Source organism: Lujinxingia litoralis (assembly GCF_003260125.1).
Lineage (GTDB): Bacteria > Myxococcota_A > Bradymonadia > Bradymonadales > Bradymonadaceae > Lujinxingia > Lujinxingia litoralis.
The window spans coordinates 145,026-170,895 of the sequence record NZ_QHKO01000009.1 but is presented as its reverse complement, the minus strand read 5'-3'; the positions used below and the strand labels follow the sequence as shown (position 1 = coordinate 170,895).

Annotated in this window: 19 protein-coding genes and 1 pseudogene; 10 read left to right on the top strand and 10 right to left on the bottom strand. The window is 64.6% G+C overall.

The features are described from left to right. A pseudogene (locus DL240_RS16530) lies at positions 1-300 on the top strand (integrase core domain-containing protein); the annotation flags it as partial. 434 nt (positions 301-734) lie between these two features. Here the strand turns inward: DL240_RS16530 and DL240_RS16525 are convergent. From DL240_RS16525 to DL240_RS16515, 3 genes are all read right to left on the bottom strand, one after another. Then, the gene (locus DL240_RS16525) at positions 735-1,676 is read right to left on the bottom strand and encodes a M23 family metallopeptidase (protein ID WP_158542655.1); all 942 of its coding nucleotides are present in this window, start codon (positions 1,674-1,676) and stop codon (positions 735-737) included. Between the two features lie 101 nt (positions 1,677-1,777). Then, a complete protein-coding gene (locus tag DL240_RS16520; protein WP_111731003.1) occupies positions 1,778-2,332 on the bottom strand; it encodes a hypothetical protein in 555 nt (184 codons plus the stop codon). A 345-nt stretch (positions 2,333-2,677) separates the two neighbouring features. Further along, on the bottom strand, positions 2,678-3,271 hold the full coding sequence (locus DL240_RS16515; protein ID WP_111731002.1) for a hypothetical protein: 594 nt from the start codon (positions 3,269-3,271) through the stop codon (positions 2,678-2,680). A 216-nt stretch (positions 3,272-3,487) separates the two neighbouring features. On the opposite strand from DL240_RS16515, the gene DL240_RS16510 reads away from it, so the two are divergent. The 5 genes from DL240_RS16510 to DL240_RS16490 all read left to right on the top strand — a co-directional run bounded on the left by DL240_RS16510 (position 3,488) and on the right by DL240_RS16490 (position 9,774). Beyond that, the gene (locus DL240_RS16510) at positions 3,488-4,996 is read left to right on the top strand and encodes an alpha,alpha-trehalose-phosphate synthase (UDP-forming) (RefSeq protein WP_111731001.1); all 1,509 of its coding nucleotides are present in this window, start codon (positions 3,488-3,490) and stop codon (positions 4,994-4,996) included. Positions 4,997-5,148: 152 nt separating this feature from the next. Continuing rightward, a complete protein-coding gene (locus tag DL240_RS16505) occupies positions 5,149-6,204 on the top strand; it encodes a TadE/TadG family type IV pilus assembly protein (protein WP_146618364.1) in 1,056 nt (351 codons plus the stop codon). 13 nt (positions 6,205-6,217) lie between these two features. Continuing rightward, positions 6,218-7,858 carry a hypothetical protein gene (locus DL240_RS16500; RefSeq protein ID WP_111730999.1) on the top strand — a complete coding sequence of 547 codons (1,641 nt, stop codon included), beginning with the start codon at positions 6,218-6,220 and terminating at the stop codon, positions 7,856-7,858. Continuing rightward, positions 7,855-8,679, top strand: coding sequence for a TadE/TadG family type IV pilus assembly protein (locus tag DL240_RS16495; RefSeq protein ID WP_111730998.1), 825 nt, complete (start codon positions 7,855-7,857; stop codon positions 8,677-8,679). The genes DL240_RS16500 and DL240_RS16495 overlap by 4 nt, the downstream gene beginning before the upstream one ends. Positions 8,680-8,739: 60 nt before the next feature. After that, complete coding sequence (locus tag DL240_RS16490; RefSeq protein ID WP_111730997.1) at positions 8,740-9,774, top strand: hypothetical protein; 1,035 nt, start codon at positions 8,740-8,742, stop codon at positions 9,772-9,774. Between the two features lie 53 nt (positions 9,775-9,827). Here DL240_RS16490 and treS read toward each other — a convergent pair whose 3' ends face one another. Further along, positions 9,828-13,163 carry a maltose alpha-D-glucosyltransferase gene (treS, locus tag DL240_RS16485; RefSeq protein WP_111730996.1) on the bottom strand — a complete coding sequence of 1,112 codons (3,336 nt, stop codon included), beginning with the start codon at positions 13,161-13,163 and terminating at the stop codon, positions 9,828-9,830. Between the two features lie 166 nt (positions 13,164-13,329). Here treS and DL240_RS16480 point away from each other — a divergent pair, with 166 nt between their 5' ends. Continuing rightward, the gene (locus DL240_RS16480; RefSeq protein WP_111730995.1) at positions 13,330-13,686 is read left to right on the top strand and encodes a DUF1634 domain-containing protein; all 357 of its coding nucleotides are present in this window, start codon (positions 13,330-13,332) and stop codon (positions 13,684-13,686) included. Continuing rightward, the gene (locus DL240_RS16475; protein ID WP_111730994.1) at positions 13,686-14,531 is read left to right on the top strand and encodes a sulfite exporter TauE/SafE family protein; all 846 of its coding nucleotides are present in this window, start codon (positions 13,686-13,688) and stop codon (positions 14,529-14,531) included. Before DL240_RS16480 ends, DL240_RS16475 begins: the two co-directional genes overlap by 1 nt. Before the next feature lie 15 nt (positions 14,532-14,546). On the opposite strand, the gene DL240_RS16470 is transcribed toward DL240_RS16475, so the two are convergent. The 3 genes from DL240_RS16470 to DL240_RS16460 all read right to left on the bottom strand — a co-directional run bounded on the left by DL240_RS16470 (position 14,547) and on the right by DL240_RS16460 (position 18,951). Further along, positions 14,547-16,376, bottom strand: a complete 1,830-nt coding sequence (locus DL240_RS16470) for a pyridoxal phosphate-dependent decarboxylase family protein (protein WP_111730993.1) — start codon at positions 16,374-16,376, stop codon at positions 14,547-14,549. After that, positions 16,373-17,644, bottom strand: coding sequence for a hypothetical protein (locus DL240_RS16465; protein ID WP_111730992.1), 1,272 nt, complete (start codon positions 17,642-17,644; stop codon positions 16,373-16,375). The genes DL240_RS16470 and DL240_RS16465 overlap by 4 nt, the downstream gene beginning before the upstream one ends. Before the next feature lie 299 nt (positions 17,645-17,943). Next, the gene (locus DL240_RS16460; RefSeq protein WP_111730991.1) at positions 17,944-18,951 is read right to left on the bottom strand and encodes a phosphotransferase enzyme family protein; all 1,008 of its coding nucleotides are present in this window, start codon (positions 18,949-18,951) and stop codon (positions 17,944-17,946) included. 1,095 nt (positions 18,952-20,046) lie between these two features. Between DL240_RS16460 and DL240_RS19755 the strand changes: the two genes are divergently transcribed. Next, entirely contained in the window at positions 20,047-21,315 is a 1,269-nt protein-coding gene (locus DL240_RS19755) for a hypothetical protein (RefSeq protein WP_146618363.1), read from the top strand. A gap of 151 nt (positions 21,316-21,466) precedes the next feature. Here the strand turns inward: DL240_RS19755 and DL240_RS16450 are convergent, their stop codons facing one another. The 3 genes from DL240_RS16450 to DL240_RS16440 all read right to left on the bottom strand — a co-directional run bounded on the left by DL240_RS16450 (position 21,467) and on the right by DL240_RS16440 (position 24,428). Beyond that, the gene (locus tag DL240_RS16450; RefSeq protein WP_111730989.1) at positions 21,467-22,024 is read right to left on the bottom strand and encodes a glutathione peroxidase; all 558 of its coding nucleotides are present in this window, start codon (positions 22,022-22,024) and stop codon (positions 21,467-21,469) included. 432 nt (positions 22,025-22,456) lie between these two features. Next, on the bottom strand, positions 22,457-23,260 hold the full coding sequence (locus tag DL240_RS16445; RefSeq protein WP_111730988.1) for a hypothetical protein: 804 nt from the start codon (positions 23,258-23,260) through the stop codon (positions 22,457-22,459). A gap of 103 nt (positions 23,261-23,363) precedes the next feature. Then, positions 23,364-24,428 carry a hypothetical protein gene (locus tag DL240_RS16440; protein WP_111730987.1) on the bottom strand — a complete coding sequence of 355 codons (1,065 nt, stop codon included), beginning with the start codon at positions 24,426-24,428 and terminating at the stop codon, positions 23,364-23,366. A gap of 505 nt (positions 24,429-24,933) precedes the next feature. Here DL240_RS16440 and DL240_RS16435 point away from each other — a divergent pair. Then, a complete protein-coding gene (locus tag DL240_RS16435) occupies positions 24,934-25,749 on the top strand; it encodes a hypothetical protein (RefSeq protein WP_111730986.1) in 816 nt (271 codons plus the stop codon). Positions 25,750-25,870: the final 121 nt, after the last annotated feature.

The window sequence follows — 25,870 nt, the reverse complement described above, 5'->3', positions numbered from 1 at the left end:
GAGTACCCCCAGAAGCCTTTTAAAACACGCGAAGAAGCGCAGGCCTGGGTCGACGGATTCAGCGACTGGTACAACGACGAGCACCTCCACAGCGCCATCGGCTTTGTCACCCCGAGCGCGCGGCATCACGGCCACGACACAGCCCAACTCGCCGCGCGCCGTCGTGTCTACGAGGCCGCGAAACGCCGCCATCCCCAGCGTTGGACCGGTGCAGTCCGCTGTTGGGAGTCCCCGGCTGAGGTGTATCTGAACCCCTCAAAACTCACGCGCTCCAGGCTCGAGATGGAGGGCTGTGCGTAGTTCGATGAGGCGGCAACTATGTTGACACTCACCGAGCCCGAGCTACGAGTTCGAGTACGAGTACGAGCTGCGAGCACGAGCTGCGAGTACGAGCTACGAGCTACGAGTCCGAGTCCGAGTACGAGCTACGAGTCCGAGTTCGAGCCCGAGCTACGAGCCCGAGCTACGAGTCCGAGTCCGAGTCCGAGTCCGAGTCCGAGTCCGAGCTCGAGTACGAGTACGAGCTACGAGCTACGAGTACGAGCTACGAGCTACGAGTACGAGCTACGAGTCCGAGGGTACCGACAATCCACCCGCCCGAACTCCCCCCCCGGGGCGGGGTCGACCCCCAACTCAAAGGGGCCGTGCCCCCCCTTGCTGAGGGTCGGGTTCCGCGTCGAGGGTTGTTCGAACCCTTTAAGGCCCCCGAGGCATAAAAAAGCCCTGCAAACGCGTCAGCGGACGTCCACACGATCGTTTCGCTGCAAAAAGCGGCCGCTGAAGGTCATTGACCGGCCCTTGCCCTTAAACGCCAGCTCATCGTGGTCGGTGACGCGGCCCTCGACGGCGTGGATGTGGAGGTGGGGCTCGGAGGTGTTGCCGGTGTTGCCTACCTCGGCGATGGGTTGGCCGGCGCGGACGTGGTCGCCGACGTCGACGCGCAGGGTGCCCTCCAGCAGGTGGGCCAGCACGATGGTGAGGTCGTGGCAGTGGATGGTGAGGTGGTTGCCCAGGAGATTGTCGGGGTCCATCTCCATCGGTTTCTGGTCGGGGAGGTCATTGCGTGCAGCGAGCACCTCGCCGTCGCAGGGAGCCAGCACGGGGGTGCGGTAGATGGCGTAGGCGTCGAGTGTTGGGGGCAGGAGGCCCCGGGCGCGAACGCCGTAATCATTGAGCTGCACGATGTCGAGGCCGTAGCGCTGGGCCGGGACGTTGTAGTGGTGGTTGACGGCCTCGTTGCCGCCGCCGTGCATGATAAAGAAGTCGCCGTCGGGAAGAGGCCAGGTCAGCTCGGTGGTGCGACCGTCGTGGGAGCCGGCCGAGACCAGGTAGGGAATCGAGGTCAGCAGGTAGGCGGCGAGTAGCCCGACGAGCAGGGTCCCCAGCCAGGGCTTGACCTTTTTGGGGGGGAGCCAGGGCAGCGCGCTCCAGCGCTGACGCAGAAAACGTCCGATGGCGAGGATAAAGAGCGCCAGAAAGAGCCAGCGCCAGAACAGGCCGAACCAGCTCCAGCCGGCTCCGGCGACGTGCATCGTGGCGAGAAAGGCCGCCGTAAAGAGCGCCACAAGAAGCCAGTAGAGACGCGAGTTGGAGCCGCTAAACGCGACCCAGGCGATCAGCGCGGGCGGCAAGATAAGATGAGCGAAGAGTGTGATGGCGATGATGATTGGTGCCACGGGGGCCTCCATGCGTTCCGGGTCAGTCGTTGCGGTGAACGTCGGGAGCGTCCGATGTGCGCCATGAGCTGGTGACGAAGGCGCGCCGATGTTCGGACGCTTCAGTCGCCGGTGGGGGAGTTACACACGCCCAGGATGCAGGTGGGCAGGACCTCGGGGCAGTCGGCGTCTGCGGTGCAGGGCAGAGAGCAGACGCGGCGATGGCCCTCAATGGTGGATTGCCACAGGCAGATGCCGCTGGCGCATTGCAGGGAGCCCACGCCCTCGTCGCAGAGCTCGCCGACCTGGCGGGAGCCGCGGGTGCCGGGCACGCAGCAACGCGCGGCGTCGGGGGCGTCGTCGGAGGTGAAGCAGACGCGGTCGGAGTCGCAATCGTTGTTGGAGGCGCAGGCGGGCGCGTTGAGCTCGGCGCAGTCCATGGTGGCCATGGCGGGATCGTTGAGTGCCCCCAGAGTTTCGTCGGTCACGGCTACTTCGGGGGGCGCGGCTTCTTCGGGGGGCGCGGCTTTTTCGGGGGGCGCGGTTTCTCCGGCGAGCGCGCTTTGTTCAGCCGTGGTTTCGGCCGACTTTGTGGTGGTGCTCGCGTCGGATTTGCAGGCGAGCGTGGTGCTGGTGAGGGCGATGGTGAGCATGGCGAAGGTGATGAGGTTTTTCATCCAGCATTCCATGGGCAGTGCGCCGGGGCGCTGATGGTGCCCCGCGTATTCAGTGTGGCGTGGCGAGGGGCCTCGCAACGGGAGTGCAGCGCCGGCGCGATGGTCCTGCCCGCGGTCTCTCGGGAAGTAGGACGTCACGAGTTTCGGGCGTGAGGTGTGGCGTGGCGAGGCGCTTGAGTATGGAGGGAACGCTACAATGAAAGGCGGCCGGGGGCCAGCGCCGGCAGTGCGGGGCGGGGTGGGCACGGCGCATAAAAAACGCCCGCTGCGCGAGCGCAGCGGGCGTTTTGAGCCTGGTCATAGGACCGGGACCTTAAGCCCCTACCGGGGCTTAAGGTTTGAGGCTTACTCCGCCGGAGGCGGGGAGCAAACGCCGAGGAAGGGGCTGCAGTAAGGCAGCACTTCGGGGCACTCGGCGTCTTCGGTGCAGTCGGCCGAGCAGACGCTGACTTCGCCTTCGGCGGTGTCGAACTGCAGGCAGAGACCGGAGGCGCATTCGAGCTGGCCGTTGGTGGGGGAGCAGTCATCCCCGGGCTCCAGGGTGCCGCGGGTGCCGGGCACGCAGCAGGCCACGCCACTGCCCCGGCTCACATCGAAGCAGACTTCGCTTTCGGCACATTCGCCGTTGGAGAAGCAGGTGGTGGCTTCGATTTCCTCACAGCTCTCGGCGGTGATGTCGGGATTCTCGAGCTCACCGGTATGGGTGTCGTCGCCGGCATCTTCTTCGACGTCACCGGCGTCTTCGTCGACATCGCCGGTGTCTTCTTCGACGTCGCCGGTGTCTTCGTCGACATCGCCGGTGTCTTCTTCGACGTTACCGGTGTCGTTGCCCGCGTCGACCACGGGGGTGTTGTCATCATCACTATCGCCGGAGCAGGCCATGGTGGTCAGGGAGAGACCCGAGACAAGCAGGGCGCTCAGCAGCAGTCGTTTCAACATCATCGTTCTCCTTGCATCTCATGCAGCGTTACTTCGTGAACTGGTCCCGAACGACCAGAGGGGCAGGCTAACACGGGGTATAGGCGAGGGAAAGTTAAAGGGAGGGTGGGGAGAGGCGGGAGCGGGGGCGCGGGGATTTCTTGTCGCGAGTCGGCGGTGCCTAGGGTTTAGGGGGCTGAAATCATCGCAGGAAACGGGAAGAGACCAGGAGCGAGCATGACAGCGTTAGGGCCGTTGACGGTGGTGTCCAATCGCCTGCCGGTGGTGATGTGCCAGGAGGGTCCGGGGTGGAAGGTGGAGCCCGGGGCGGGGGGGTTGGTGGCGGCGATGCGGCCGATTCTGGAGCGTCAGGGGGGCTGCTGGGTGGGGTGGCCCGGGGCGGTGAAGGAGGAGGGCGGCGGCTGGGAGCAGGCCCTGGCGGCGGCCGGGGAGCGCGCCGGGTACGCGCTGGAGCCGGTGGTGATGAGTCGGGATCAGTATCAGGGCTACTATGAGGGCTTTGCCAACTCGGTGATCTGGCCGCTTTTTCACGGGTTTGCCGACCGGTGCAGCTTTGTGGCCCGCGATTTTGAGCGCTATCAGGAGGTGAACCAGCACTTTGCCGACGCGACGATGCGTTGCGTGGGGACTCAGGGGCTGGTGTGGGTGCATGACTACCATCTCTTTGAGGTGGCCGCGCGGATGCGGGACGGGGGTCATCAGGGGCGTCTGGCCTTCTTTTTACACATCTCGTTTCCGGGGCTGGAGAACTACGCCAAGCTGCCCTGGCGAAGGGAGCTGTTGCGGGGGTTGATGGCCCACGACCTGGTGGGGTTTCAGACGGCCCGGGATGTGCGCAATTTTGTGCGCTGCGCCGAAGCCTTCGGGATGTGTGGGGTGCTGCGCCATGAGGGCGGCCAGGCGCTGCTGGTGGCCGAGGATGGTCGGCAGGTGGAGGCGGGGGCCTTTCCGATCGGGATGGACTTTGAGGCGTTTTCCGAGCGCGCCAGTGGCGAGGAGGTGGAGCGGCGGGTGCGGGATCTTCAGGATGAGATCGGGCCCTATCGCATGCTCCTGGGGATCGACCGCCTGGATTACACCAAGGGGTTGATTCACCGGTTGCGGGCCTATGAGCTGATGCTGGAGCGCCATCCGGAGTTGCAAGAGCAGGTGGTGTTCTTTCAGCTGGTGGTGCCCAGCCGCGAGAACGTGGTGGAGTACAAGGCGCTTAAGCGGGAGTTCGACCGGGTGGTGGGGCGGATTAACGGGCGTTTTAGCACCTCGGGCTGGCAGCCGATTCGCTACCTCTACAATCGGGTCGATCCGGTGGAGCTGGCCGCGTTGTACCGGCTGGCGGTGGTAGCGCTGGTCACACCGCTGCGCGACGGGATGAACCTGGTGGCCAAGGAGTATTGCGCCTGTCAGGTGGATGAGAACGGGGCGTTGGTGCTCAGCGAGTTTGCCGGGGCGGCCGCGCAGCTGGGAGAGGGGGCGGTGCTGGTGAACCCCTACGATCGGGAGGCCACCGCGCGGGCCATTGCGCGGGCGGTGCAGATGGATGAGGCGCGCCGGCGCACGCGGATGCGTCAGATGCGTCAGGTGATCGCGCAGAGCGATGTGTATTGGTGGGCGGAGCGTTTTCTGGAGCAGGCTCAGGAGGCACCGCGGCCCGGGGAGGGCTTTGCCACGTCGGCCCAGATTTCGGTGATAGGGCCGGGTCTTGGACCGATCGCGCCCCAGCCCTGAGGGGGATTTTTGATGACCTGAGCGGTTGCTCATGTGCGTGCGAGCCTATACACTTCCGTACAAGTTCACTCGTTAAAAACACAAAGATCGCATTGCGAAAAAATGAATGGGTTCCGCGCGGCTCGGCGGGGCGAAGGCAGGGAGGGCTCATCGTGAGAGACGAAGCTCAAGCTCAGGCCGGACCGCCAGGGGGTGGTCCCAAAATTTATCGGCGAGAGCCCCAGCGTGTGGGGGAGATGCTCGCGCAGGTGGGGCTGCATGTGGGGGGATTGGTGGCGGTGGCTGCCGGGCTCCTGTTCTGGCAGCTGCCTGGCGAGCATCTGCGGCTGATGTGGGCCAGTGCGGCCGAATCTACGCAGGTGGGCACGTCGGTGGCCTTCAGTGGGGTGCTGCATCTGGGGATCGCGGCGCTGGTGTGGGGGCTGGTCTACGGGGCGGGTGCGCTGGTGAAGCGGGGGCTGGCCCGGGACGTGTCGAATCCGCGGCGATTTAAGCCGACCCAGGGCGCGGTCTTTGTGGAGACGCTGGTGGTCTTTCCGGTGTTTTTGTTGCTGACCTTCGGGCTGTTGCAGCTCTCGATCGTCAACCTGACCGCGGCGTTGATGCAGGTGGCCGGCTATCAGGGCGCGCGCGCCGCCTGGGTGTGGCAGCCCGAGGCCGACGCCGGGCGCAGCGGGGTCGATCAGGCCGAGGTCAATGAGCGAGCGCGCATCGCGGTGGCCCTGGTGATGGCGCCGGTGGTGGCCGGCGACATTCAAATGGTCGGTCGTGAGATCAGCCCGCAGGCCGAAGCGATGGCGCGGGCGATGTATGTGCGCTTTGCCCTGGACGTCTCGGCCGGCGGGCTGGCCAGTCTGCTCTTCCCGGTGGGCGGCAACGACCCGACCACCGAGCTCAGCGCGGCGCGTGCGTTTGACTCCGACGGCTTCGATCGGCGCGCGGTCCGCAAGTTTCTCTTCTCGTATATGATGACGGAGATGGGCGAGGGGCTTGCCTCAAGCGATGGCATCGGGGTGATCCACGACGGCAACTCCACCGGGGTGCGCTTTAAGTTTCACCACTACCTGGCGATGCCGCTGGTCGGGGGGCTCTTTGGTGAACCGAAGCTCTTTGTGGGGATGGGCGGCCGGCGTGGCTACTACCGTACATGGGAGCATGAGTATGTCTTTCCCAGGCAACCCCATGGCGTGAACCGCCATACGCCGTGAAGGGAGGCGGACGATGATGAAGCAACGATTTGAGGCAATGCATCGCGATGAAGGCGGTGCGATGGTGCTTTTGGCGCTGGCAGCCTGTCTGATGATTTTGCTCAGCGCGCTGGTGATTTTTGATGCCGGGGAGACGGCCTCCAACAACGTGCATGTGCAGCATAGCACCGATGCCGCGGCCTTTAGTCAGGCCAGCATCCAGGCCCGCAGCATGAACATGGTCGCGTACACCAACGTGGGTAAGCGCATGACCGTGGGCATGGTCAACACCTACATCAACATCAACCAGTGGCTCTCCAACATCGACATGATGGCCACCTATCTGGCCGTGGCGGTGTGTGCGGCCTCGGTGGTGGTGCCCCCGCTGGCCTCGATCTGCAGTCAGGTGGCCCAGGCCGCGGCCGGGGCTGCCAGTTTGGTCAGCTATGAGCGTCGGGATCGGGGGCGGATCTACAGTAAAAGCCGCAAGTGTATGATTCGACTGCCGGTTGTCGGCTGCGTGAAACGCTGGCCCACGCGTACCGAGTGGGGCGCGCCCGACTACTGGTGGCTTCCGCCGCCGATCAACAGCCTGATCTCGCTGCCCCTGCCCAGCGATATTTACACCTGGCGCTCGCGTTCGCTGACCAGTCGTTTTTATGCCCGCGAGCTCAAGGCCTTTGATAATTATCAGCGCTACATGATCGCGATCACGCCTTTCTGGGCGTGGACCGAAGGGGTGGCCCGGGGGATTTACAACCGGGCGCCGGTGACGGTGGGGTATCCGCCGCCGCCCTTTGATACGCGGCAGCGCCACGCCTCCAACCTCCCGGTGCGCCGGGGCAACTGGAGTGACACCTGCGAGCGGGTGCGCACCGGCGAAGATCGCACCTGGCATGCGGCCGATATTGCGCTGAAGTCGGGGATCGCGATTGCCGAGGGGCGCAACCGGGGCTCGGGCACGATGAAGGCCTCGCGCATCATGGCGATGACCGTGGCCACGCTCTTCAGCACGATGGTTGATTCCAAGCATATCGTACGGCCCGCCGACGCGATTCTCGCGCGGACCTGGTGGGAGAACTGCATGGGGCGTGGGCGCCGCGGCGGAAACAGCGCGGCGTTGCGGGTCTGGAGAAGCGCCGGGGCCGATACGGTAGGGAAGCCCTTTATTCTGGAGTCGGTGAGCAGTCCGGCGCAGTGGCAGTTGCGGACCTCGACGCTGATGTTTGGCTTCCGCCCCAACGCCTCAATGATGGACGATGCGAAGCGCCGCAAGAATTACAGCGTGATGGGGCCGGACTACCGCGCGCGTAGTCCGCGCGCCGGTGGGATCTGGAAGCTGGCACGTTCGGAGTTTGCCTTTCAGAAGAACGAACGCCCCAACCTCTGGGAGCCGCGCTGGACGGCGCGCATGCGCCCGGTCGCGCTGCCCGGCGAGTGGAACGCGCTGCGAGGCTTTGACCTGGCCAATGCGTTTAACGACTCGGCTGGCACGCTGGCCTACGTCACCGCGGTGACCCACGCGTTTGATGCCCTGGCGGGCACCGAGCTCATTGACCATCCGCATTCCCTGGGCGGCACCGATGCCTTCAGTCAGATGCTTGACGAGGTGATTGCCATTGAGCTGGCCGTTCAGGGGCTTAACAGCGCTCGTATCGAGGGGCTGGCCAAATGATGATCGCGATTCGAAAACTGCTCGTAGATGAGCGCGGCACCTCGATGACCGAATTTGTGATGACGATTCCGATCTTCATCACACTCTTTATCGGCATCATGAACCTGGGGCGCACCGCCCGCGCCCAACCTCATGTGACGCGCGACGCGGCCACCGAGATGTGGCAGCAGGTCTACCAGGCCGAAGACGAGGATATCCGCATGAGCGCGCGCTCGGAGTGGGCCGGGCTCGGGTCGCATGGCAACTGGCTGCGCACCCTGGAGTCAGCCTACCTGGGAGCCACCGGTCACTGGGGGCAATCTCGCCTCTATGCTCAGCCGATGATGGCCGGGCTCACGGGCAAGCGCATCCCCAACCATGGCGATTACGGCAGGATGGCTCGTAAGATCACGAGCAACCCTGCGGAGATCGTGGGCAATGCGCATGTGGCCACGATGATGGTCAACGACACGCTGCACTTCGATGCGCTGACTACCAGCATGGGGGGACGGCCCTCGTCGCTGGGGGATATCATCGGCGCGGTGGCTGGCACGGCAGTGGCGATTTCGGGAGCTTCGGCGGGCTTTGGCGCCGGGATTCGCTACGGGCAGGTCAGCGCCGGCCATCGGGCGACGGTGGAGTTTACCACCGGTCACACCCTGGAGTTGGGGACCAGCTACACCTCGCTGGTCTCGCCAACGCCGGAGGGGCCACTGAACCCGGAGCAGCGCGCGTTCTTGGTGGCGCGTACCTCGGCCGAGATTCGCAAGCCCTACAGTCGTCTGCTTGATTTCTGGCGCTCCACGTTGCCAAACGAGCGCTACAATGTGCCCAACTTCTGATCCGGTCTGGTCCGGGGAGCCTCCGCGTCTGCGGGAGCCGGCCCCGGCGAAGGTGATGCGATGAAAAACTCCTGGCTAAAAACCTGGCTCAAGATCGCGGGATGCGGGCTGCTGGTCGCCACCATCGGTGCGGTGGTCGTGGTGGGATCGCCCGAGGGGGTCCATGAGGCCGAGGCCGATATTGCCTGGCTCAGTCTGACGCACCGCAGCGGGCAGGAGCGCTTTGTGGATGCGCTCCAGTCGGCCGGGCTGGATAACGCCCGGGCGTATGATTGGAACGGGAACCTGGTGTATTTTGCCTTCGATGAAACCGAGGAGACGCCGCTGGAAGTGAGCCTGCGCTTGCAGGCCGAGATGGTGAAAGTCGGCCTCAATAAGAGGGTGTATACCTATCCGGTCGATCCGATGAGCATCTTCGATGAGGAGGGAGCCCCCGAGGTCAAAGCGGAGTTTCTGGAGGCCACCACCGACTTCTTTGGCGGCGGGCTGGTGCCGGTCGAGGAAACCGATGGCTACATCGCGCTCAACGGGGCCGAACTGCACGCCGAGATCGAGACGCTGGAGGACGTGATCGGCGTGGCGATGGAGGTCGCCGGCAATGAGGAAGCGGTGCAGGAGGCCGTCCGGGCCACGCGTTTTGTAGAGGCTTTCCGCACCCCGGAGAACCCGCGCACCCAGGTGGTTGCTGTGTACAGCCAGGATCATGTGGATCTGACGAAGTTTCGGCCCGACGCGCCGGGCGTGCAGTTTCTGGGGGAGCTCCAGGACGATATTCCGGCCTGTCCGGGATGTGTGCGCTCCTCTCGCCTGGCGGGCACCGGAGACGAGAAAGACTATCTGATGCTCTCCTTCGATACGCCGGCGAGCCGCAAGGCGACGATCGATTTCTACCAGAAGGCTCTGGTCACGCGGGGATGGGAGCTTCAGCCCACCGCGGTGATGATCGAGAAGATGATCGACGATGGGCTGATCCAGGATGGTGATATCCAGGGAGAGATCGCGACCTTCTCGCGTGGCGAGCTGATGATCCACGTGCACGTCTACGACGCGACGGAAGGGGCCGGCAGCGCGGTCACGATCTTTAAGGCACGCTGAGGGGGGGGCCGTCCCGGTCCCGGGATAAACCCGGGGGCGGCGCGATATGTGTTTCAGGGGGCGACCAGCTGCGTGGTGACCGCGATCAAGGAGAGCTCGATCGCTTCGCCGCGCTCCAGGTCGTGCTCCAGTTGGCGCAGTGCTTTTTGCAGGCGCATCACGTCGAGAAGCTCCGCGACTCCTTCGGGGGTGTTGGGTAAGAATCCCGCCTCGTTGGCGGGAGGCAGGTACCCGGCCAGAAAGGCGTGGGCGCAGAGGGCATACCAGCGTTGCGCGGCCTTAAAGAGATGCAGCGAGCGGGATTCATCGTCGTCATTGCCCTCGCACTCAGAGCGGCAGGCGCGCTGCCAGGCCAGCAGGCAGGTGTGGTGGAAGGAGCGCAGCATGGTGGCCACGTCGCGCAGGGGCGTGCGCTTGATGCGCCGCTCCCCGATGGGAAGCCAGGGGTGACCTTCGAGGTCGATGACGATGAAGTCGTCGTCGGTGCGTAGCACCTCTTCGAGGTGAAAATCTCCGTGGATGCGGATCCGCAGGCCGCCCAGGCCGCGGCCGATCAGGGTTTTGAAGCGCGCCAGGATTTCGGGCTCCTGGTCGAGCACCAGGCGGGCCATGGCCTGATGGGGATCTCCCTCGCTGAGGTGGCGCCGCAGCAGGCGCATGGTGCGCAGCGCCAGAGTGCGCATGGAGTGGTAACGGGTGCGCTCATAGGAGGTCGAAAAGAGCGCGGGTTCAAAGGGGGTCTCCGGGAGTCCGCTGGCCAGGACGCCGTGCAGCTCGGCGGCGCGCTTGCCGAGCAGGCTGGCCTGCTCCAGAAACGTGCGATCGCTCTCGTTGAGCTCCACCTCATCGGGGTTGAGTTCAATGAGCGTCTGGGCCTGCACGCCGTCGAGCCAGGCGTGCGGTTCCACTTCCCGGGCGGGATCCTGGCGACGGAGATGATCGCAGGCGTGATCCAAAAACCAGGTCAGTCCGTCGGCGCGGTGGGGGATGAAGCGGTGCACGGTGACCAGCGTCGTCGGCTCCCAGCGTCCGCGGTGGTAGTCCAGGTGGCCGGCAAAGGGCGCCACGCCCTGGAAGTCACGCTCCAGCAGAAATTGCCCGACCTCCACATCGACCGAGCGCCCCGATTCCAGGCGGCGAAAGAGTTTGACGACCAGATCTTCGCCAAAGACGGTCGAGGTATGGGTGTGATTGACCTCCAGGATCTTGACCGGCAGCGCGCTGAGGCGCTCCGGGGAGAGATCCTGAAAACGCTCCACCCAGTGCCCTTTAAACGAGCCCTCCTGGCCGTTGATGACCCAGTTCTTGCGCACGTATCCCAGCAGCGCGCTCACAAAGGCGGTGTTGACCGTGGCATCGTAGAGCTCCCCGAGCTCCCGGGTGCGCTCCAGGCGCAGCTGAGTGATGAGGGCATGGGGGGACTGCTGCCGGATACGCTCGGCGCGCTGGTCGGTGCCAAAGGCGATGGGCAGCATGTAGAGCTCATTTTCGCCGTCGAGAAAGTTGGCCTCCAGCAGGCAGATCAGCGTGAGGCCTTCTTCCCAACGCAGCCGGATGCGCTCATGGATGTCGACGCTCTCCAGACGCCGGGCCCGGGGATTGAACCAGGGCTGGCGCTGGAGGTAGGTGGTCAGACGGCGCAAGAAGGGGCCGCGCATCCGCCCCTCAAACACCGAGGACCAGTCTTCGCGGACCTCCAGCGGGCCGCGATCGGTGGTGGGCTCATTGAGGGTGCTCTCATCCAGGGGCCGCTCGCTGAGTCGAAACCAGTAAAAGTCGTAGGGCCCCAGCGAGAGGGCGTAGCGACGGATGCGCTCCTGCTGGATGGGGGGAAATTGCGTGCGCCCCCACAGCTCCACGGGCCAGCGCTCGCCAGCGGCGCTCAGATCCAGATGCACATGCTGGGCGGCGTGCGAGAGGTTGATGACGATCAGGGCATCGTCATCGTCGGTGGTGCGGCGCATCGCCAGCACCCGGTGGTTGGTGCAGGGGATTATGGTGAGCTCCCCGCTGCGCAGCGCGGGGGAGCGCTGGCGGAGCGCGATCAGGCGTTTGATCCAGCGCAAGAGTGAGGCCGGCTGGTTCTCCTGCACCTCCACGTTGGTGGAGAGGTAGTGGTAGCTCGGGTCGGTGATCACCGGCAAAAAGAGGCTCTGGGGGTTGGCGCGTGAGAACCCGCCGTTGCGATCGGCGGACCATTGCATGGGGGTGCGCACGCCGTTGCGATCGCCGAGATGGTAGTTGTCGCCCATGCCGATCTCGTCGCCGTAATAGACGATGGGCGTGCCGGGCAGGGAGAGCAGGAGCGCGTAGAGCAGGCGGATTTTGCGGGAATCGCCGCGCAGCAGGGGGGCCAGTCGGCGGCGAATCCCCAGGTTGACGCGCATGCGCAGCTCCGGAGCAAAGGCCCGGTACATAAAGTCGCGCTCCTCATCGGTGACCATCTCCAGGGTGAGCTCATCGTGGTTGCGCAAAAAGAGCGCCCACTGACAGCCCGGGGGCAGCCGGGGGGTCTGGTCGAGGATGTCGACGATGGGCTGGCGGTCCTCCATCTCCACGGCCATAAAGAGCCGGGGCATCAGCGGAAAGTGAAAGGCCATGTGGCATTCATCCCCCTGCCCGAAGAAGGCCACGGCGTCTTCGGGCCACAGGTTGGCCTCGGCCAGGAGCATGCGATCCTCGTAGCGCTCGTCGACATGCGCGCGCAGGTCGCGCAAAAAGGCGTGGGTCTCGGGCAGCCCCTCGCAGGTGGTGCCCTCGCGCTCGTAGAGGTAGGTGATGGCGTCCAGGCGCAGCCCGTCGATGCCCATCTTCATCCAGAAATCGACGATCTCGAAGACCGCTTTGCGCACCTGCGGATTGTCGAAGTTTAAGTCGGGCTGATGGTCATAGAAGCGATGCCAGAAGTACTGCCCGGCGACCGGATCGTAGGTCCAGTTGGAGTGTTTGACGTCGCTGAAGATGATGCGGGCCTCGCGGTAGCGATCCGGGGTGTCGCTCCACACGTAGAAGTCGCGCTCCACCGAGCCGCGCGGGGCCCGGCGGGCGCGTTGAAACCAGGGGTGCTGGTCGGAGGTGTGGTTGAGCACCAGCTCGGTGATGACTTTGAGCCCGCGGCGGTGGGCTTCGCGCAAAAAGGTCTGGAAGTCGCGCAGAGTCCCGTAGTCCGGGTGCACCTCGGTGTAGCCGGCGATGTCGTAGCCGTCGTCTTTGAGCGGAGAGGGGTAAAAGGGCAGCAGCCACAGGGCGGTGACGCCGAGCTCTTCGAGGTAGTCCAGGCGCTGGGTCAGGCCCGGCAGATCGCCGATACCGTCGCCGTCGCTGTCGTAAAACGAGCGGACGTGGACCTCGTAGATGATGGCATCTTTGTACCAAGGCGTCTCTGGCATCTCTCCCCCGACACGGTCGAAGTCTGCACGGCGCAGGTCGAGCTGATCGTAGACACCGGCGGGAAGGTGAGGAGCCTGGAGCGCGTTGACGCCCCGGTGTCCGCCTCCTAGGTTGAGCCCTGGTAAGGGGGGCGCCCCTGAAACGCAGGCAAGGATCCTTATGGCTATGAGCAAAGCGAGCCGCGACGACGCACTGGTCGTCGGCGTGCTCTACCGGTGGTTGAGCATGGCGGGCATGGCGATGGCGCTGCTGGGGGTGGCGCTGGAGTTTATGCTCACCGGAGTGATTCGCGGGAGCCTGTGGGCCCCCACCGAGCTGATCGGGGCGCTGGGCCGCCTGGAGGTCTCGGCTCTGACCACGCTGGGGGTGTGGCTGCTGGTGAGCGGCCCCTGGCTGGGGCTGGTGATCCTGGGTTGGCGCGGGCTCTCCAGCCGCCGCTGGATGCAGGGGATGCTGGCGCTCTTGGTGCTCCTGGTGGTCGCACTCTCGATTCCGTTGAAGCTGGCGCTGAAGGGGGCCTGATGAGTGCGGTGGCGCTGATTCTGGCGATTTTTGTGACGGGCTTTCTGGCCGGGGGTCTGGGCTCGATGGTGGGGCTTGGCGGCGGAGTTTTTATTGTGCCGGTGCTCTCGCTGGTGCTCGGGGTGGACTTAAAGGCGGCGATTGCGGCCAGTGCGATCTGCGTGGTGCTCAACTCGCTCAACGGCAGCGCGGAGTATCTGCGCCGGGGGCTGGTGCATATCAAGCTGGCGCTGCTGCTGCAGATCTCCACGGCGATGGCCGCGATCTTGGGCGGCATCCTGGTGGTGTACTCGCCGGTGCAGACCCTGAAGCTGGTGTTTGCCGGGACGCTGGCGCTGGTGATCGCCGCGCTGGTCGGGGCTCCGGGAGAAGCCGAGCTGGTGGCCCCGGGCAGCGGCAAAGACCCCTTCGGGATGGCCACCGAGTTTGATGAGCCCGGCAGCGCCGCGCCGCGCGGGTATGTGCCCCAGCGCGTGAAGCGCGGCATCGCGTTGAGCTGGCTGGCCGGGCTCTCCTCCGGGATGCTGGGCATCGGCGGCGGAGCGGTGCAGGTGCCGATGATGAGCGCGATGATGCGCGTACCGCTGCGCGCGGCCGCTGCAACCTCGACCTTTATGGTGGGCACCACCGCCTCGGTCAGCGCGCTGATTCTGGCGATGGCCGGGGTGGTCGATGTGGCCGTGACCGTGCCGGCGATGGCCGGGGTGATGTTCGGCTCCAACCTGGGCGCGCGCCTGGGGGCGAAGGTCTCCTCCGGGGCGCTGCGCCGGGTGCTCATCGCCACCTTGAGCGTGCTCACCGTGGCGATGGCCCTGGAGGGACTGGGGCTGGTGCAGCTGCGCTGAACTCGCCGGGCGCGTTCAGCGGGGGTGCGCGTCTAAAAAGGTTGCCAGCGCGTCGGCAAAGCCCTGGGAGAGCTCCAGAGTCATCTCGCGGGCGTCGATAAAGGGGTTCATCACGCTGAGGCGGATGACCGTGAGGCGATCCACGTCGCGCTCCAGCTCCCAGCGCTCCAGGTGTCGGTTGAGCAGGGCGCCGTAGGCGTCGAGGGTCAGGGTGGTTTTGGAGACGAAGAAGTCTCCGGGGCCACCGGGGCCAAAGCGCTCAAAGATCGCTTCGCTGCGGGCGTTGACCCGGCTCAGAGACTCGCCAGGGTGCGCCACGCAGAAGGCCAACAGGTTGGAGGTCGCCGGGAGCAGGCGCACCGGGTGGGCGGTGGCGCTCAGGCGCTCCTCCAGGCGAGCACGGGCCTGGAGGGTGCGGCGCAGGATGCGGCCGTAGCCCTGGGCGTCGAGCCCGATGGTGCGGGCGGTCAGCCAGGTGGCGACGGCGCCGGCGGCCGAGCGGGAGCCCTCGATGGTCTGGGGGCCGGGGTCTGCGATCTCGTCAAATGCCAAATAGGGGGCGTCGACCTGGTGGGCGGCGTACTCCCGCTGCTCCCGGGCGATGAAGGCCCCGCTGGCGTAGGGCACATAGCCCAGCTTATGCGGGTCGAGTGTGACGGAGTTGGCCCGGTGAATGGCCTGCAGCGCCTGGCAGACCCCGGGGTTGAGCACGCAGTCGGGCTGGTCGGCGCAGACGTTGGCGGCGAAGAAGCCCCCGTAGGCCGCGTCGACATGGTGCCAGATGTGTTCGCCGAGCTCCCGGGCGCGGCGGTCCAGAAGGTCCTGGACCTGGTCGACCCGGTCAAAGGCGCCGAGCTCGGTGGTGCCGGCCACCGAGACCACCATCAGCACCGGGCGGCCGGCGGCGCGGGCCTGATTCAGGCGCGCTTCGAGGTGGGGCAGCGAGAGCGTGCCCTCCTCATTGAGGCGCACCGCCCAGAGCGCCTCGCGGCCCAGCCCCAGCAGCTCCACTCCCTTGACCCAGGAGTAGTGCTTGTGTTCGCCGACCAGGATCACCGGACCCCGGTAGGGCTCCTCAAAGCAGCGCTCCAGCTGGCCGGCCAGCATAAAGGGGTTGGCGGCCAGCAGATCCCCTTCCATCAGCTCCCGAAGTCCCGGGTCGTCGTCGGGCTCGGGGCAGGTCTCGCCAAGCTCGTCGTAGACGCTCCAGCCCAGGTGGGCGGCCTCCACCAGACCCAGGGTGGGGAGGGTGCCGCAGGCCCGGGCGCGGGCCCCCCGGGAGAGAAAGCGGTAGAGGCGGCTGCGGGCCCGGGTCATCGCCTCGAAGTTGGCCACGGTGCCCCCGCTGGTGAAGTGCCCCCGGGCCTGCTCGGGGGCCATGGCGAACATGGCGGCCAGCGCCCCAATCGCCTCGCTCTCCAGGCGCACGCCCACCCGCGAGGATTCGCCGGAGATGTTGTTGGGGTTATGCAGCAGGGTGAGCACGTGGCCGACCATCGCCGGCATGGAGGTTTCGGAGAACATATGCCCGATGTAGCGGGGGCTGTACTTGGGGACCTCCGACTCAAAGCGGCCCAGCAGGTTCAGGAGCTCGCGCCCAAAGCGTCGTCGGCGCTCCTGAAAGTCGGCCGAGCGGCGGTCGGCCTGGGAGATGGCGCGCCCGTCATCGGGGTAGACCTCCCGGCGCCAGCGCACGTAGCTCTCGAAGACCTGATTGATGACCTGGCGCAGCCACTCGGCGTTTTCGGCCTGGGGGCCCAGAAAGAAGCTTTTGAGCGCGATGTCGCGCGGGGAGCAGGTCGCGTCGTCGGTGGGCGGCACGGGGGCGGGGAGTTCGGTGCTCATGCGGGGCCTCGGGATGGGCGAGGGGATCTGGCCAGGAAGGTCGCGTGGAAGGTGGCCCCGGCGCTCAGGGCCAGGGCGATGAGGGCGCCGGCCAGGGCGGCCCGCGTCTCCCAGCCGCCGGGGATAAAGGAGGGCCACGCTCCGGTCAATGGTACCAGGGTCAGCAGGAGCGCGGCCATCGCCTGGCCCCAGAGCCGCGGGGAAGCGGCCGGGGCCAGGCCCCGGCGTGTGGCGAGGGTGATCAGGGTCAGGGTCAGCGCCCCGGCAAAGGCCACGTGTAAAAAGAGCAGACGCAGGCCATTGACCTGTCCCCAGGCCGCGACCGGGGGGCTGGCGAGCGCGGCCAGCATCGTGGCGCTCAGGAGCAGGAGGGCCAGGGGTGAGCGAAGCACCGGGGGCAGGGGGCGCCCCATCGGCGCGGCCAGGGCGATGAGGCCCGCGGCGCTCAGGGCGGCGGCCAGGTGCCCGATGACGCGGACCAGAGGGGGGAGCGCGGCCGGCGGCATACCGGCCAAAAAGAGGAGCGGAGCGCCGGCGGCCAGCAGTCCGAGCGCGCCCCGCTCAAAGGGGCGTGGTGTCGCCGGGAGCTCCGCCCGCAGCAGCGCCAGCGCGCCGCCCAAAAGCCAGCCGATGCCGAAGAGGTCGACGAAAAAATGCACGGCCAGCTGCTGAGAGAGCACCGTGCCGCGGCCGGTGATCATCTGCGCGGCCAGGGCCCAGGCCCCGGCCGAGGAGACGACCAGGGCCAGCGTCGCCACCGAGAATATTCGGAGCGCCGGGTGGCCGGTGCCGGCTGCGCGGGCCCGCCACAGCGCGCGCCAGACAAGGGCTGCGAAGACGTACCACACCCCCATCGCCAGCCCGCTCAGGGCCGCGGCAATGGGGATCTTCGCCTCACCGATGGCCGCCGCCCGGTAGCCATAAAGCGCAAAGGCCGGCGTGCTCAGCAGCGCCAGGGCCCAGGCCCCCCACCCGGTGGCCAGGGTCGCGCGTAGGGGGAGCTGCAAGCCCAGCGCGGGGGCGCGGGCGGTGATGAGCGCGATCAGCGCGGGCGTGGCCCAGCCCATCAGCATCAGGTGGGAGTGGGCGTGGCGCAGATCGCCGGCCTGCAAGGGCCCGAAATCCGCGCGGACGATGCCGAAGCGGAAGAGGGCTCCCAGGGCCGCGGCCAGCACAAAGGCCCAGGCGCTGGCGATGAAGAGTCGCCGCGCAGCTCGGAGCTGGTCGGGAGGCAGAACCGGCGGGTTTTGGGGGGAGGCTGAGTCCATGGAAGCTCGGTGTGCGGGGAGGGCGGGTGCCGAGCGTGTGGTCTGCAATGGGTGTGCCGAGGGAGGGTCGAAGCGTGGATGTGGCGGGTTGGGGTGGGGGCGTTGGGGGAGGCAGGAGGTGTGAGAAGCATTCAGGAGGCGCAATGTTTGTGCGGGGCGTGTTTAGTCTGCATAAATTGCGCGATCTCCATCCCAATTGCCGACCGAGAGACAGCCCAAGTTCAGAACTCATGCGGGTGAGCGCAAATTCTCCCAGGCCAGTAGAAGGGACCCAGAGACTGAGAAACATCACACTCGCCCTAGAACGATTGGAAGTCGATCTCCACCCGCGCGGGCCCACCGAGCAGCCGCGCTCGGCAGGCCGCCAGCTCGCGCTCAAGACGCGCATCGAGGGCGCTGACGTCCATCCGCTTATGGATCACGGTGTAGGTGAGTGCGTCCCGGTAGCGCAGCAACAAGGGAAGCGCTTCCAGCCACGCCCCGGGCAGCTCGCGGTGTCGGCGGTAGCCTCGCAGCAGGCGGCCGGTGAACGATCGGGCAAAGTCGCGCTGCTCGGCGACGTCCCCTTCCTGGGACCACCAGCATGGCGAGTAGAGGGCGGTGGCGATGTCGTTGGCAAACCAGTGGTAGCAGGCGTCGTCGAAGTCAAAGAGGGTGATGCGGCCCCGGTCGACGAAGAAGTTGCCGATATGGAAATCGTTGTGCACCAGACCGAAATCAGCGTCGTCGGCCGGGAGCGCGCTAAGCGCATGAAAGATCGCGTGGCAGGCCTCGATCACCGCCTCATCGGCCGGGGCGAGGTAGCGCTCCGGTCCCATCAAATCATCCTCATCCCACCGCGGGCGCCGGGGCTGGCCGGCCGGCACCTGATAGTCACGCGCGCTCAGGTGCAGAAGCGCCAACGTTTCTCCCCAGGTCTCAAAAAGCGCAGCGTTCCAGACCTCTGCATCGCGGGAGTCGACGGCTTTGCCCGGCGCCAGCTCAAAGGCCATCGCCCAGTAGCGGGTGCCATCAACGACGAGCTCTTCGATGAGGTCGTCCTCGTGCCAGGGCAAGGGTCGTGCGACGGGGACACCACGCTCAGCCAGGTCAAGCACCCAGGCCGCCTCGGCCTGAAGCTGCCCACGAGAGCGGTGAGAGGGCTCGGTCAGGCGCAGGATACGGGCGGCAGGCTCCCGGGGCGCACCGGCGACGAAACTCTGGCGGAACACGATGTTCTCGAAGCCGCGAATGAACGCGATGGTGTCCGCGGCCACATTCAGATGCTGCGCGATGTGCTGGCGAATGGCGGGTTCGTCAAAATTCATGTGTTTTGCGAATGGGAGTGGGTCTGGGGGATGGCGTGTAAGTTGCCGAGGCTAGCATCGCGGATGGCGGGGCTCAAAACGCGATCTGCAGACGTACGAGAGACGGTCCAAGTGCAGTGTTTATGCGGGGGGGGCCGGTTTGCGTCGATGCGCGTATTTGGGGAGCTTTCATCCGCGAAGGTAAGCTGCAGATGTGCAACGCGAGGCGTCGACGCCACGCCACATCGAGCTGACTTGACATAGGATGCTCCGGATAGCTAGAAATGGGTATTTCATCGTGTGGTTTGAGGGATTCTTTTCGCGTTTGTTGCGCGCATAATTTTATTTTTTGGGGAGGAAGACATGATACGTCAGGCCCGACAGTCGGTGGTTTTGTGGATGTATGGTGTGCTGGTGGGCGTTCTCGCGTTGGCTTCGCTGTCCTGCGGAAAAGACGCGCCCGAGCCGGAGGCGCCGATCATCGTCATTGAAGACGAAGATACGGGGCCGGATTCGGATCTCGACACGGGTCAGCCGGATGTGGACGATTCAGGACCTGATGTGGTGGAGGTCGATTGCGATCATCCCACGAACCTCATGCATGAAGAGTGCGTACCGCAATTTTGCGACATGATCGCCGAAGCCCCGGACGAGGAGGGGCCGTGCACGGTCAACGAAGACTGCGCCCTGGGGCAAATATGCTCGGCTGGTGTTGAGTATCCCCACGAACGACGCTGCCGTCGGATTTGCCTGAAAGATACCTGTGAGAGTAGCTGCGGAGAGGACATGTTCTGCAACGTGGCGCATTGGAGGGGGGAATCCGAAGTTCTGCCCAATGGAGAGGAGCTGGGTATTTGCTCGTCTGTTCCACCGCAAGATGATTTTGGAACATGTAGATCGGAGAACAACTGCACCATCGGGAGTATGTGTATGCTTTATAATCATCCTGACATTGGGCAGTGCCAGCCCTTATGCGATCCAGCGCGGCCAACGTGTTCCATCGCCTCGCAGGAGGGGATATGCGTCGAATTCTCCTCCAGGGAGAGTGCCGGGACATGCCTTCTTCTCTGTGATGACACTTCGGACTGTCCCTCACCGGCAATCTGCAAAGACGGCGTGCTTAATAACACGGGACTATGCCTGGCTCCCGAGGTGGCCAACGAGCCCTGCCAGCCAACCACCTGCGCCGCCGAAGGTGCGCAATGCGGCACGATCGAGACCTGCGGCGAAACCCTGTCGTGCGGCGAGTGCTCGGAAGGGGAGAGCTGCAACGCCGAGAATCGTTGTGAATGTGCGCCGAATACCTGCGAAGAGCTGGGCGCGGAGTGCGGAACGATCGACGATGGCTGCGGTGGCGAGCTCGACTGTGGAGGCTGCCCCGGCTTTGAAACGTGTGGTGAGGCGGGTACCCCGGAGGCGAATCTCTGCCAGGCCTGCGTTGCGTTAACCTGCGAGGGTGTCGGCGCGCAGTGTGGGACGATCGACGATGGATGCGGCGGCGAACTCGACTGCGGGGGATGTGACCCCGGCGAGGCCTGCGCTGAGGCGGGCAGCGTACAAGCCAACCAATGCGTGTGCGCCCCATCGGTCACCTGTGAGAGCGCCGGGGTGGTCTGCGGCAGCGTCGATGACGGCTGCGGAAACACGCTGGAGTGCGAGGAATGCCCGGCCTTTGAAACCTGCGGTGGCGGTGGCGAGCCCGAGGTGTGCGGGTGCACGCCTACGACGTGCCAGGAGCAGGGGATCTCGTGCGGCAGCATCCAGGATGGCTGTGGCAATACCCTCAATTGTGGGGGATGCCCCGGGGGCTACTGCGACGGTGGCCAATGCGAAAGCGGTTGTGACCCCGTGCGGCAGTTGGGCTGCCCGGCCTCCGATGAGCGCTGCGGGTGGCAAGGGAGTGTTTATGGCTACGGTTGTGTGCCCCTTGTGGCAAGTCCCACTCCCGATGGGTTTATCTGTGAGTCAGGCGAATGCGCCGCCGGTAGCTCGTGTGAGGTCCTGTACTCCGATTCGATTTGCCGCTCGTACTGCAATGAGGACTGGGATTGCCCGGGATTCGGTAGTCGGTGCGTGAATTTAACGTCGTATGGCAGTGAACCAAAGTACTGCACCCAGGGCTGTGATCCCGTCGATCAAACCGGCTGTTTGGATGGTCTGGATTGCCTGGTGCTCAACCTACCGGAACACACGGAGGTCGCCATCTGCGAGAGGGCGGGCTCCAGAGCCGAAGGTGATTTTTGTTTCAGCGCTGATGACTGCGGGGCTGGCCTGACCTGTGTGAGCAATCAGTGCCGGATCCTCTGCGACCGCTTTACCTCATGTGCCGACGGTGGGTTCTGCAACGAGGTCGAGGGCTGGGACGATTATGGCGTTTGCGGGTGAGTGTGGCGCGTGTGTTGGAGGCGCCGCGGTAGTCCTGGCAGCGCCGTGAGCTCGTCGGCGCGCGGAGACGTAAACCTACGATCGCAAAAGAGCGGCGCCTCGGTCCGGGGCGCCGCTCTTTTATGCGATAGGATGCGCGGTGGCGTCGGGCTCAGAGAAGGGACTCAATCGCCGCGATCACCTCCGGCGCGTCCGGCTGGACCGAGGGCGCGAAGCGAAAGCGCACCTCCCCCTCCCGATCCACCAGAAATTTCTCAAAGTTCCAGCTGATGTTCTCGCCGCCGCCGGCCTCGCTGTTGATGAGGAACTGGTAGAGGGGGCTGCGCCCGCCGCCGTTGACCTCCTGCTTGTTGAGGAGCGGAAAGTCCACGCCGTAGGTCACCGCGCAGAAGCTCTCGATCTCTTCGGCTGTGCCGGGCTCCTGGCCCAGAAACTGGTTGCAGGGGGCTCCCACGATCTCAAATCCCCGGTCGTGAAAGCGCTCGCGAATCTTCACCAGCGTCTCGTACTGCGGGGTGAGCCCGCAGCGGCTGGCGACGTTTACGAAGAGCACGACCTTGCCCCGGTAGGCTTCCGTCGGCAGGGGGGCGCCGTGCAGCCCGACAAGCTCGGCCTCCTCCAGCGAGGCCGGTCCGGGGCCCTCGGGGGGCTTGCCGAATTTGACTCGGGTGACGGCGTCGTTGGCTTTTTTGGCGATTTTTTTCAGCATCGGGGCTCCTGTTTCAAAACGTTCAGGCCGGGAGAAAAGGGGCGGTAGGTCGAGACGAGCGAGAGTAGCATTATGAGAATCATGATGTCGCTCGGGTTGTGCGGGATAGGATTGAGGAGACCTGCGGTCGGTTTCAAAATGGGGTGGGGGAGGTGACCGTGGGTCAGTTTGGGAGGTGACCGTGGGTCGTCTGAAGTGCGCGAAGATAGAGGCTGAGAGGTGACCGTGGGTCTGCTTTGGAGGTGACCGTGGGTCAGTTTGAGAGGTGACCGTGGGTCGGTTTGGGAGGTGACCGTGGGTCAGTTTGGGAGGTGACCGTGGGTCGTGTGAAGTGCGCGAAGATAGAGGCTGAGAGGTGACCGTGGGTCAGTTTGAGAGGTGACCGTGGGTCACTAAAAAGCTCGTTGCACGCAGAGACACACGCTCAGGCTTTCATTGCCGCAAACCCCATCTCGCGAACACGTCCTCAGCAGGATTCTCGACATCGCTAAAGAGCTCGTCGAGGTCGTTAAGGACCAGGGGCAAGTAGGTGTCAAAGGTAGCGCGTTCGTTCTGATAGCTCTGGTTTTCACGAATCCGAACGGCACCGAGCGCAGACACATTGCTAAAAAAGCGCCGTTGCAGATAGGCGGCGACTTGTAGGTACTCCATCTCCTTTTCTGTGCTCGTGTGGTGTTGCGCTGACTTCCAGTCCGACTGGCGCATGTCTGTAACGATGCGAAAGATATCCAGGGCGTGATGGCGACCGCCGTCTGGATTTGTATCGGAGATGTCGTGCCGGTCTTTGAAGGCGTGAAGTTTCAAAACCAGATAGTTGAGACTTGAAGGGATCTGGACTTCAGCAGGAGCGGTGCTCTGGAGCCCCGAGCTGACATCGAGGGTTATTGGAGAGATGTGGATACCCGCGGCTTCTCGAGTCAAATACGCGTGAATCTTCTTTGTTTGTTTCGGCCGTATTCGAAAGGCGGTGATTTTAACGTCATTGAGGCGGTCCTCATGCGGGGGCGAAGCGAGAAGATCCACCTTAACGGTCTGGCGATGACCTCCCACGGTCAGCTCGTGTTCGAACTGCATGTAGTTCACGACTGCGGTGAAACCGAGGCTTTTTAGAATGTCGCGTAGATCCTTCATTTGAGTCGGGTCGATGATGACCTCGGCCGACAGCAAGAGGTCGAGATCCTCGGTGGAGCGCGAGGGAAGGACCCTTTCGTAACGGGGAGAGCGCGGGCCGGTCATAAAGGTGTCTCTTAATCACAAGCCCATGCCGCCCCCGAGAATGAAGGGAACGGCCGCCTGATCAAGGTGTCGTTTCAAGACGATGAGCTGCTGAAAGAGTGCGTCAAAAACGGTCATCAAAGCGCTCCAGGATAGAGTATTTGATCTGGCCGGCGATCTGGCGCTCTCGTTTGTCGAGTTGAGAGAGTGCCAGGCAGGACTCGATGGGGGAGGCCAGTTTGTCCCTTCGATCGAAGTAGACGTAGGCGTCGTCGGTCTGCTGGAGGATGACGTTGTAGAAGCGTTGGCTCTCAAACTCCTGCAAAGGGTTGTTCGTTGAGAGATGCTTGGGGGTAAAGACCTTTCCTAGCGCGGGTGAGGTGGTCGCAACGTAGGCGGGGGCGGAGCTTTCGCCGCTCCACATCCACCCCTCCTCGCCGAGCGCCATATTGAAAATTTTGCGCTGAGCGGAGATGTCATCGGGCAGCTTGAGCTTCCATTCCTCACGGACTCGGGGGGGGCGATATCCGTCTATGAGGTTCTGCATCAGCTCCTGGGCCTGGAGAACCCGGATGGCTCCGAATTCTTTCTCGATGAGGATGTCGTCCGCGAGGCCTTTGAGCACCTTGGAGAGGGTGGAGAGGCTGATGCCGCCGCCAAGTTCCTGGATGCTCTCGTAGATTTCGTTCACCTGCTCGAAGGTGCGATTTTTGCGCAGCAGAAAACGACCGACGATGGAGCTGTTGTAGGTGTAAATCTTCTTGATATCGCGAGACGTGGGATAGGCGTTGGGCCGATCGACGCGTATCGCGACAAAGTCCGGGCTCTGGATGAAGAAGTTGCCATTGAGGTCAAATGCGCTCACGTCCGCGCGCTCAAGCTGCTCGACGATTCCCGGCGAGAGGTAGGGCAGGAGCAGGGCCGGTAGGGTTTCCGGGGATTCGCCCCCCCCTGGATACTGAGTTCGCTCCATGGCCTGCATCATGGAGCGGGGGGTCGCGGATGACTTCAACTCTCCCATGAACGAGAGCGTTCTTCCTCGCCATTGAAGGGTGAAGACCACGTCGGCGGTGGACTCGCCAGCTATCGTTGGCTCGAAGGTAAAGTCTTCCACGCGTAGTGGCGCGTACATATCGCGGGAGTTCGACCAGGTGTCTTGGAGAATCTGTTGGAACTGAAGTTCTTTCATCGTCGGCTCCCTGGGGGGGATCTTTCGCGGAGAAAATGCGGCATGTACGAAAATAGAGCCTGAATCTGATGCTGGCAATGTTATTTTCGTATATAAGGGACTTTCTCGCGTGAGAAAATGCGACATATACGAAAACAAAAAGAGCGTTCAGCAGCTACTTATTCCTGTCAGGCGCTCACCTGGCACGATGTTTTCGTGTATACGAAGTTTTCTCGCGCGAGAAAGATCCCCATACACGAAAATTACATCCACGGTGCCTCTGTGTGGGGCCCCGCATCGGCTCAGAAAAGTAGCCTGACCGAACCCTCCTCCCCCTTGACACCCCACCGCTTCACCGGGCTACCTTAGCGCTCACGCACACCAGATCCGTCAGCTCCATGTCGTACCGTCGTAGGGGGATCTGCGTTTCGTCCGGGGCGCTTTGCTGCAGGTGCAGCGAGGCATTCATTGATGTGACGCGCGGCTGCTTGAGGGCGCCGTTGTCGTCGACGCATGGAGAAACGACATGGAAAACGCAGACTTTATGAACCTTCGCCGCATGCCGACGGGGCGCTACGCCCGCGCGCTTCGCCTGATGCGCGCTCGGGTCAAGGACGCCTCGCTCCCCGGCCTGGAGGAGCGCCTTGAGCAGGCGCTCAAGCTCTCCGAGCACACGCTGGCCCTGGAGTTGTCATGGTCCACGGCCCGGGCCAACGTCACCAAAGCCCGCGGTCAGGCGGCGCTTATCGACAACCAGATCGATGCGCAGCTCTCCGCGCTGGAGGGCAGCATCAAGGCCCAGATGGTCGGCGATGAGGGAGCGCCGGAGGTGGAGATGGCCCGCGAGCTTCATCGCACCTTCTTTGGTCAGGGCGTCGCCGCCATCACCCAGCAGGCCTTCGAGGTGCAGGAGGGGCAGATCGACGCCATGCTCGTCAGGCTCGACGAGCGCTTTTCCCAACACGTCGACGCGCTGGGCCTCGGCCGGGCCGTGGAGCGTCTGCGGCGGCTGACTGGCGAGTTTAAGGCGGAGCTCGACCGCGACCGGGATCCCGGCGTGAGTTTTGACCAGGTGCGGGCTGCGCGCCATCAGCTCCATGAGGTCACCTGCAGCGTGCTCATCGGCATTCTCTACCACCTCGACGCTGGCGACGCGTCCAGCGCCGCGCTGCGTGCGCGGATCCTGGAGCCGCTCCTCGACCAGCAGGAGCGCGTCGCCCAGGCCTACAGCCGTCACCGTTCGCCGACCGACGTCAACCCGGAGACTGGCGAGGAGATTGTGGAGGGAGCGGAGCCCGGAGCCGGGGAGGCGGAGCCGCAGCCGGAGCCGACGATGGCCTGATCCCCCGCGCACGACCACCTCGCCAGAGCGACGACACCTCGCCAGAGCGACGACACCTCGCCAGCCACGCGCGTTCCTGCCCCCGGACGACGTGGCTGGCGATTTTTTTAATCAGGGGGAG

Bases quoted from the DNA above. Each gene is read 5' to 3' on its own strand.
- DL240_RS16520 (WP_111731003.1), bottom strand. From the start codon at position 2,332: ATGAAAAACCTCATCACCTTCGCCATGCTCACCATCGCCCTCACCAGC.
- DL240_RS16515 (WP_111731002.1), bottom strand. From the start codon at position 3,271: ATGTTGAAACGACTGCTGCTGAGCGCCCTGCTTGTCTCGGGTCTCTCC.
- DL240_RS16510 (WP_111731001.1), top strand. From the start codon at position 3,488: ATGACAGCGTTAGGGCCGTTGACGGTGGTGTCCAATCGCCTGCCGGTG.
- DL240_RS16500 (WP_111730999.1), top strand. From the start codon at position 6,218: ATGATGAAGCAACGATTTGAGGCAATGCATCGCGATGAAGGCGGTGCG.
- DL240_RS16495 (WP_111730998.1), top strand. From the start codon at position 7,855: ATGATGATCGCGATTCGAAAACTGCTCGTAGATGAGCGCGGCACCTCG.
- DL240_RS16490 (WP_111730997.1), top strand. From the start codon at position 8,740: ATGAAAAACTCCTGGCTAAAAACCTGGCTCAAGATCGCGGGATGCGGG.
- treS (WP_111730996.1), bottom strand. From the start codon at position 13,163: ATGCCAGAGACGCCTTGGTACAAAGATGCCATCATCTACGAGGTCCAC.
- DL240_RS16480 (WP_111730995.1), top strand. From the start codon at position 13,330: ATGAGCAAAGCGAGCCGCGACGACGCACTGGTCGTCGGCGTGCTCTAC.
- DL240_RS16475 (WP_111730994.1), top strand. From the start codon at position 13,686: ATGAGTGCGGTGGCGCTGATTCTGGCGATTTTTGTGACGGGCTTTCTG.
- DL240_RS16470 (WP_111730993.1), bottom strand. From the start codon at position 16,376: ATGAGCACCGAACTCCCCGCCCCCGTGCCGCCCACCGACGACGCGACC.
- DL240_RS16465 (WP_111730992.1), bottom strand. From the start codon at position 17,644: ATGGACTCAGCCTCCCCCCAAAACCCGCCGGTTCTGCCTCCCGACCAG.
- DL240_RS16460 (WP_111730991.1), bottom strand. From the start codon at position 18,951: ATGAATTTTGACGAACCCGCCATTCGCCAGCACATCGCGCAGCATCTG.
- DL240_RS16450 (WP_111730989.1), bottom strand. From the start codon at position 22,024: ATGCTGAAAAAAATCGCCAAAAAAGCCAACGACGCCGTCACCCGAGTC.
- DL240_RS16445 (WP_111730988.1), bottom strand. From the start codon at position 23,260: ATGACCGGCCCGCGCTCTCCCCGTTACGAAAGGGTCCTTCCCTCGCGC.
- DL240_RS16440 (WP_111730987.1), bottom strand. From the start codon at position 24,428: ATGAAAGAACTTCAGTTCCAACAGATTCTCCAAGACACCTGGTCGAAC.
- DL240_RS16435 (WP_111730986.1), top strand. From the start codon at position 24,934: ATGGAAAACGCAGACTTTATGAACCTTCGCCGCATGCCGACGGGGCGC.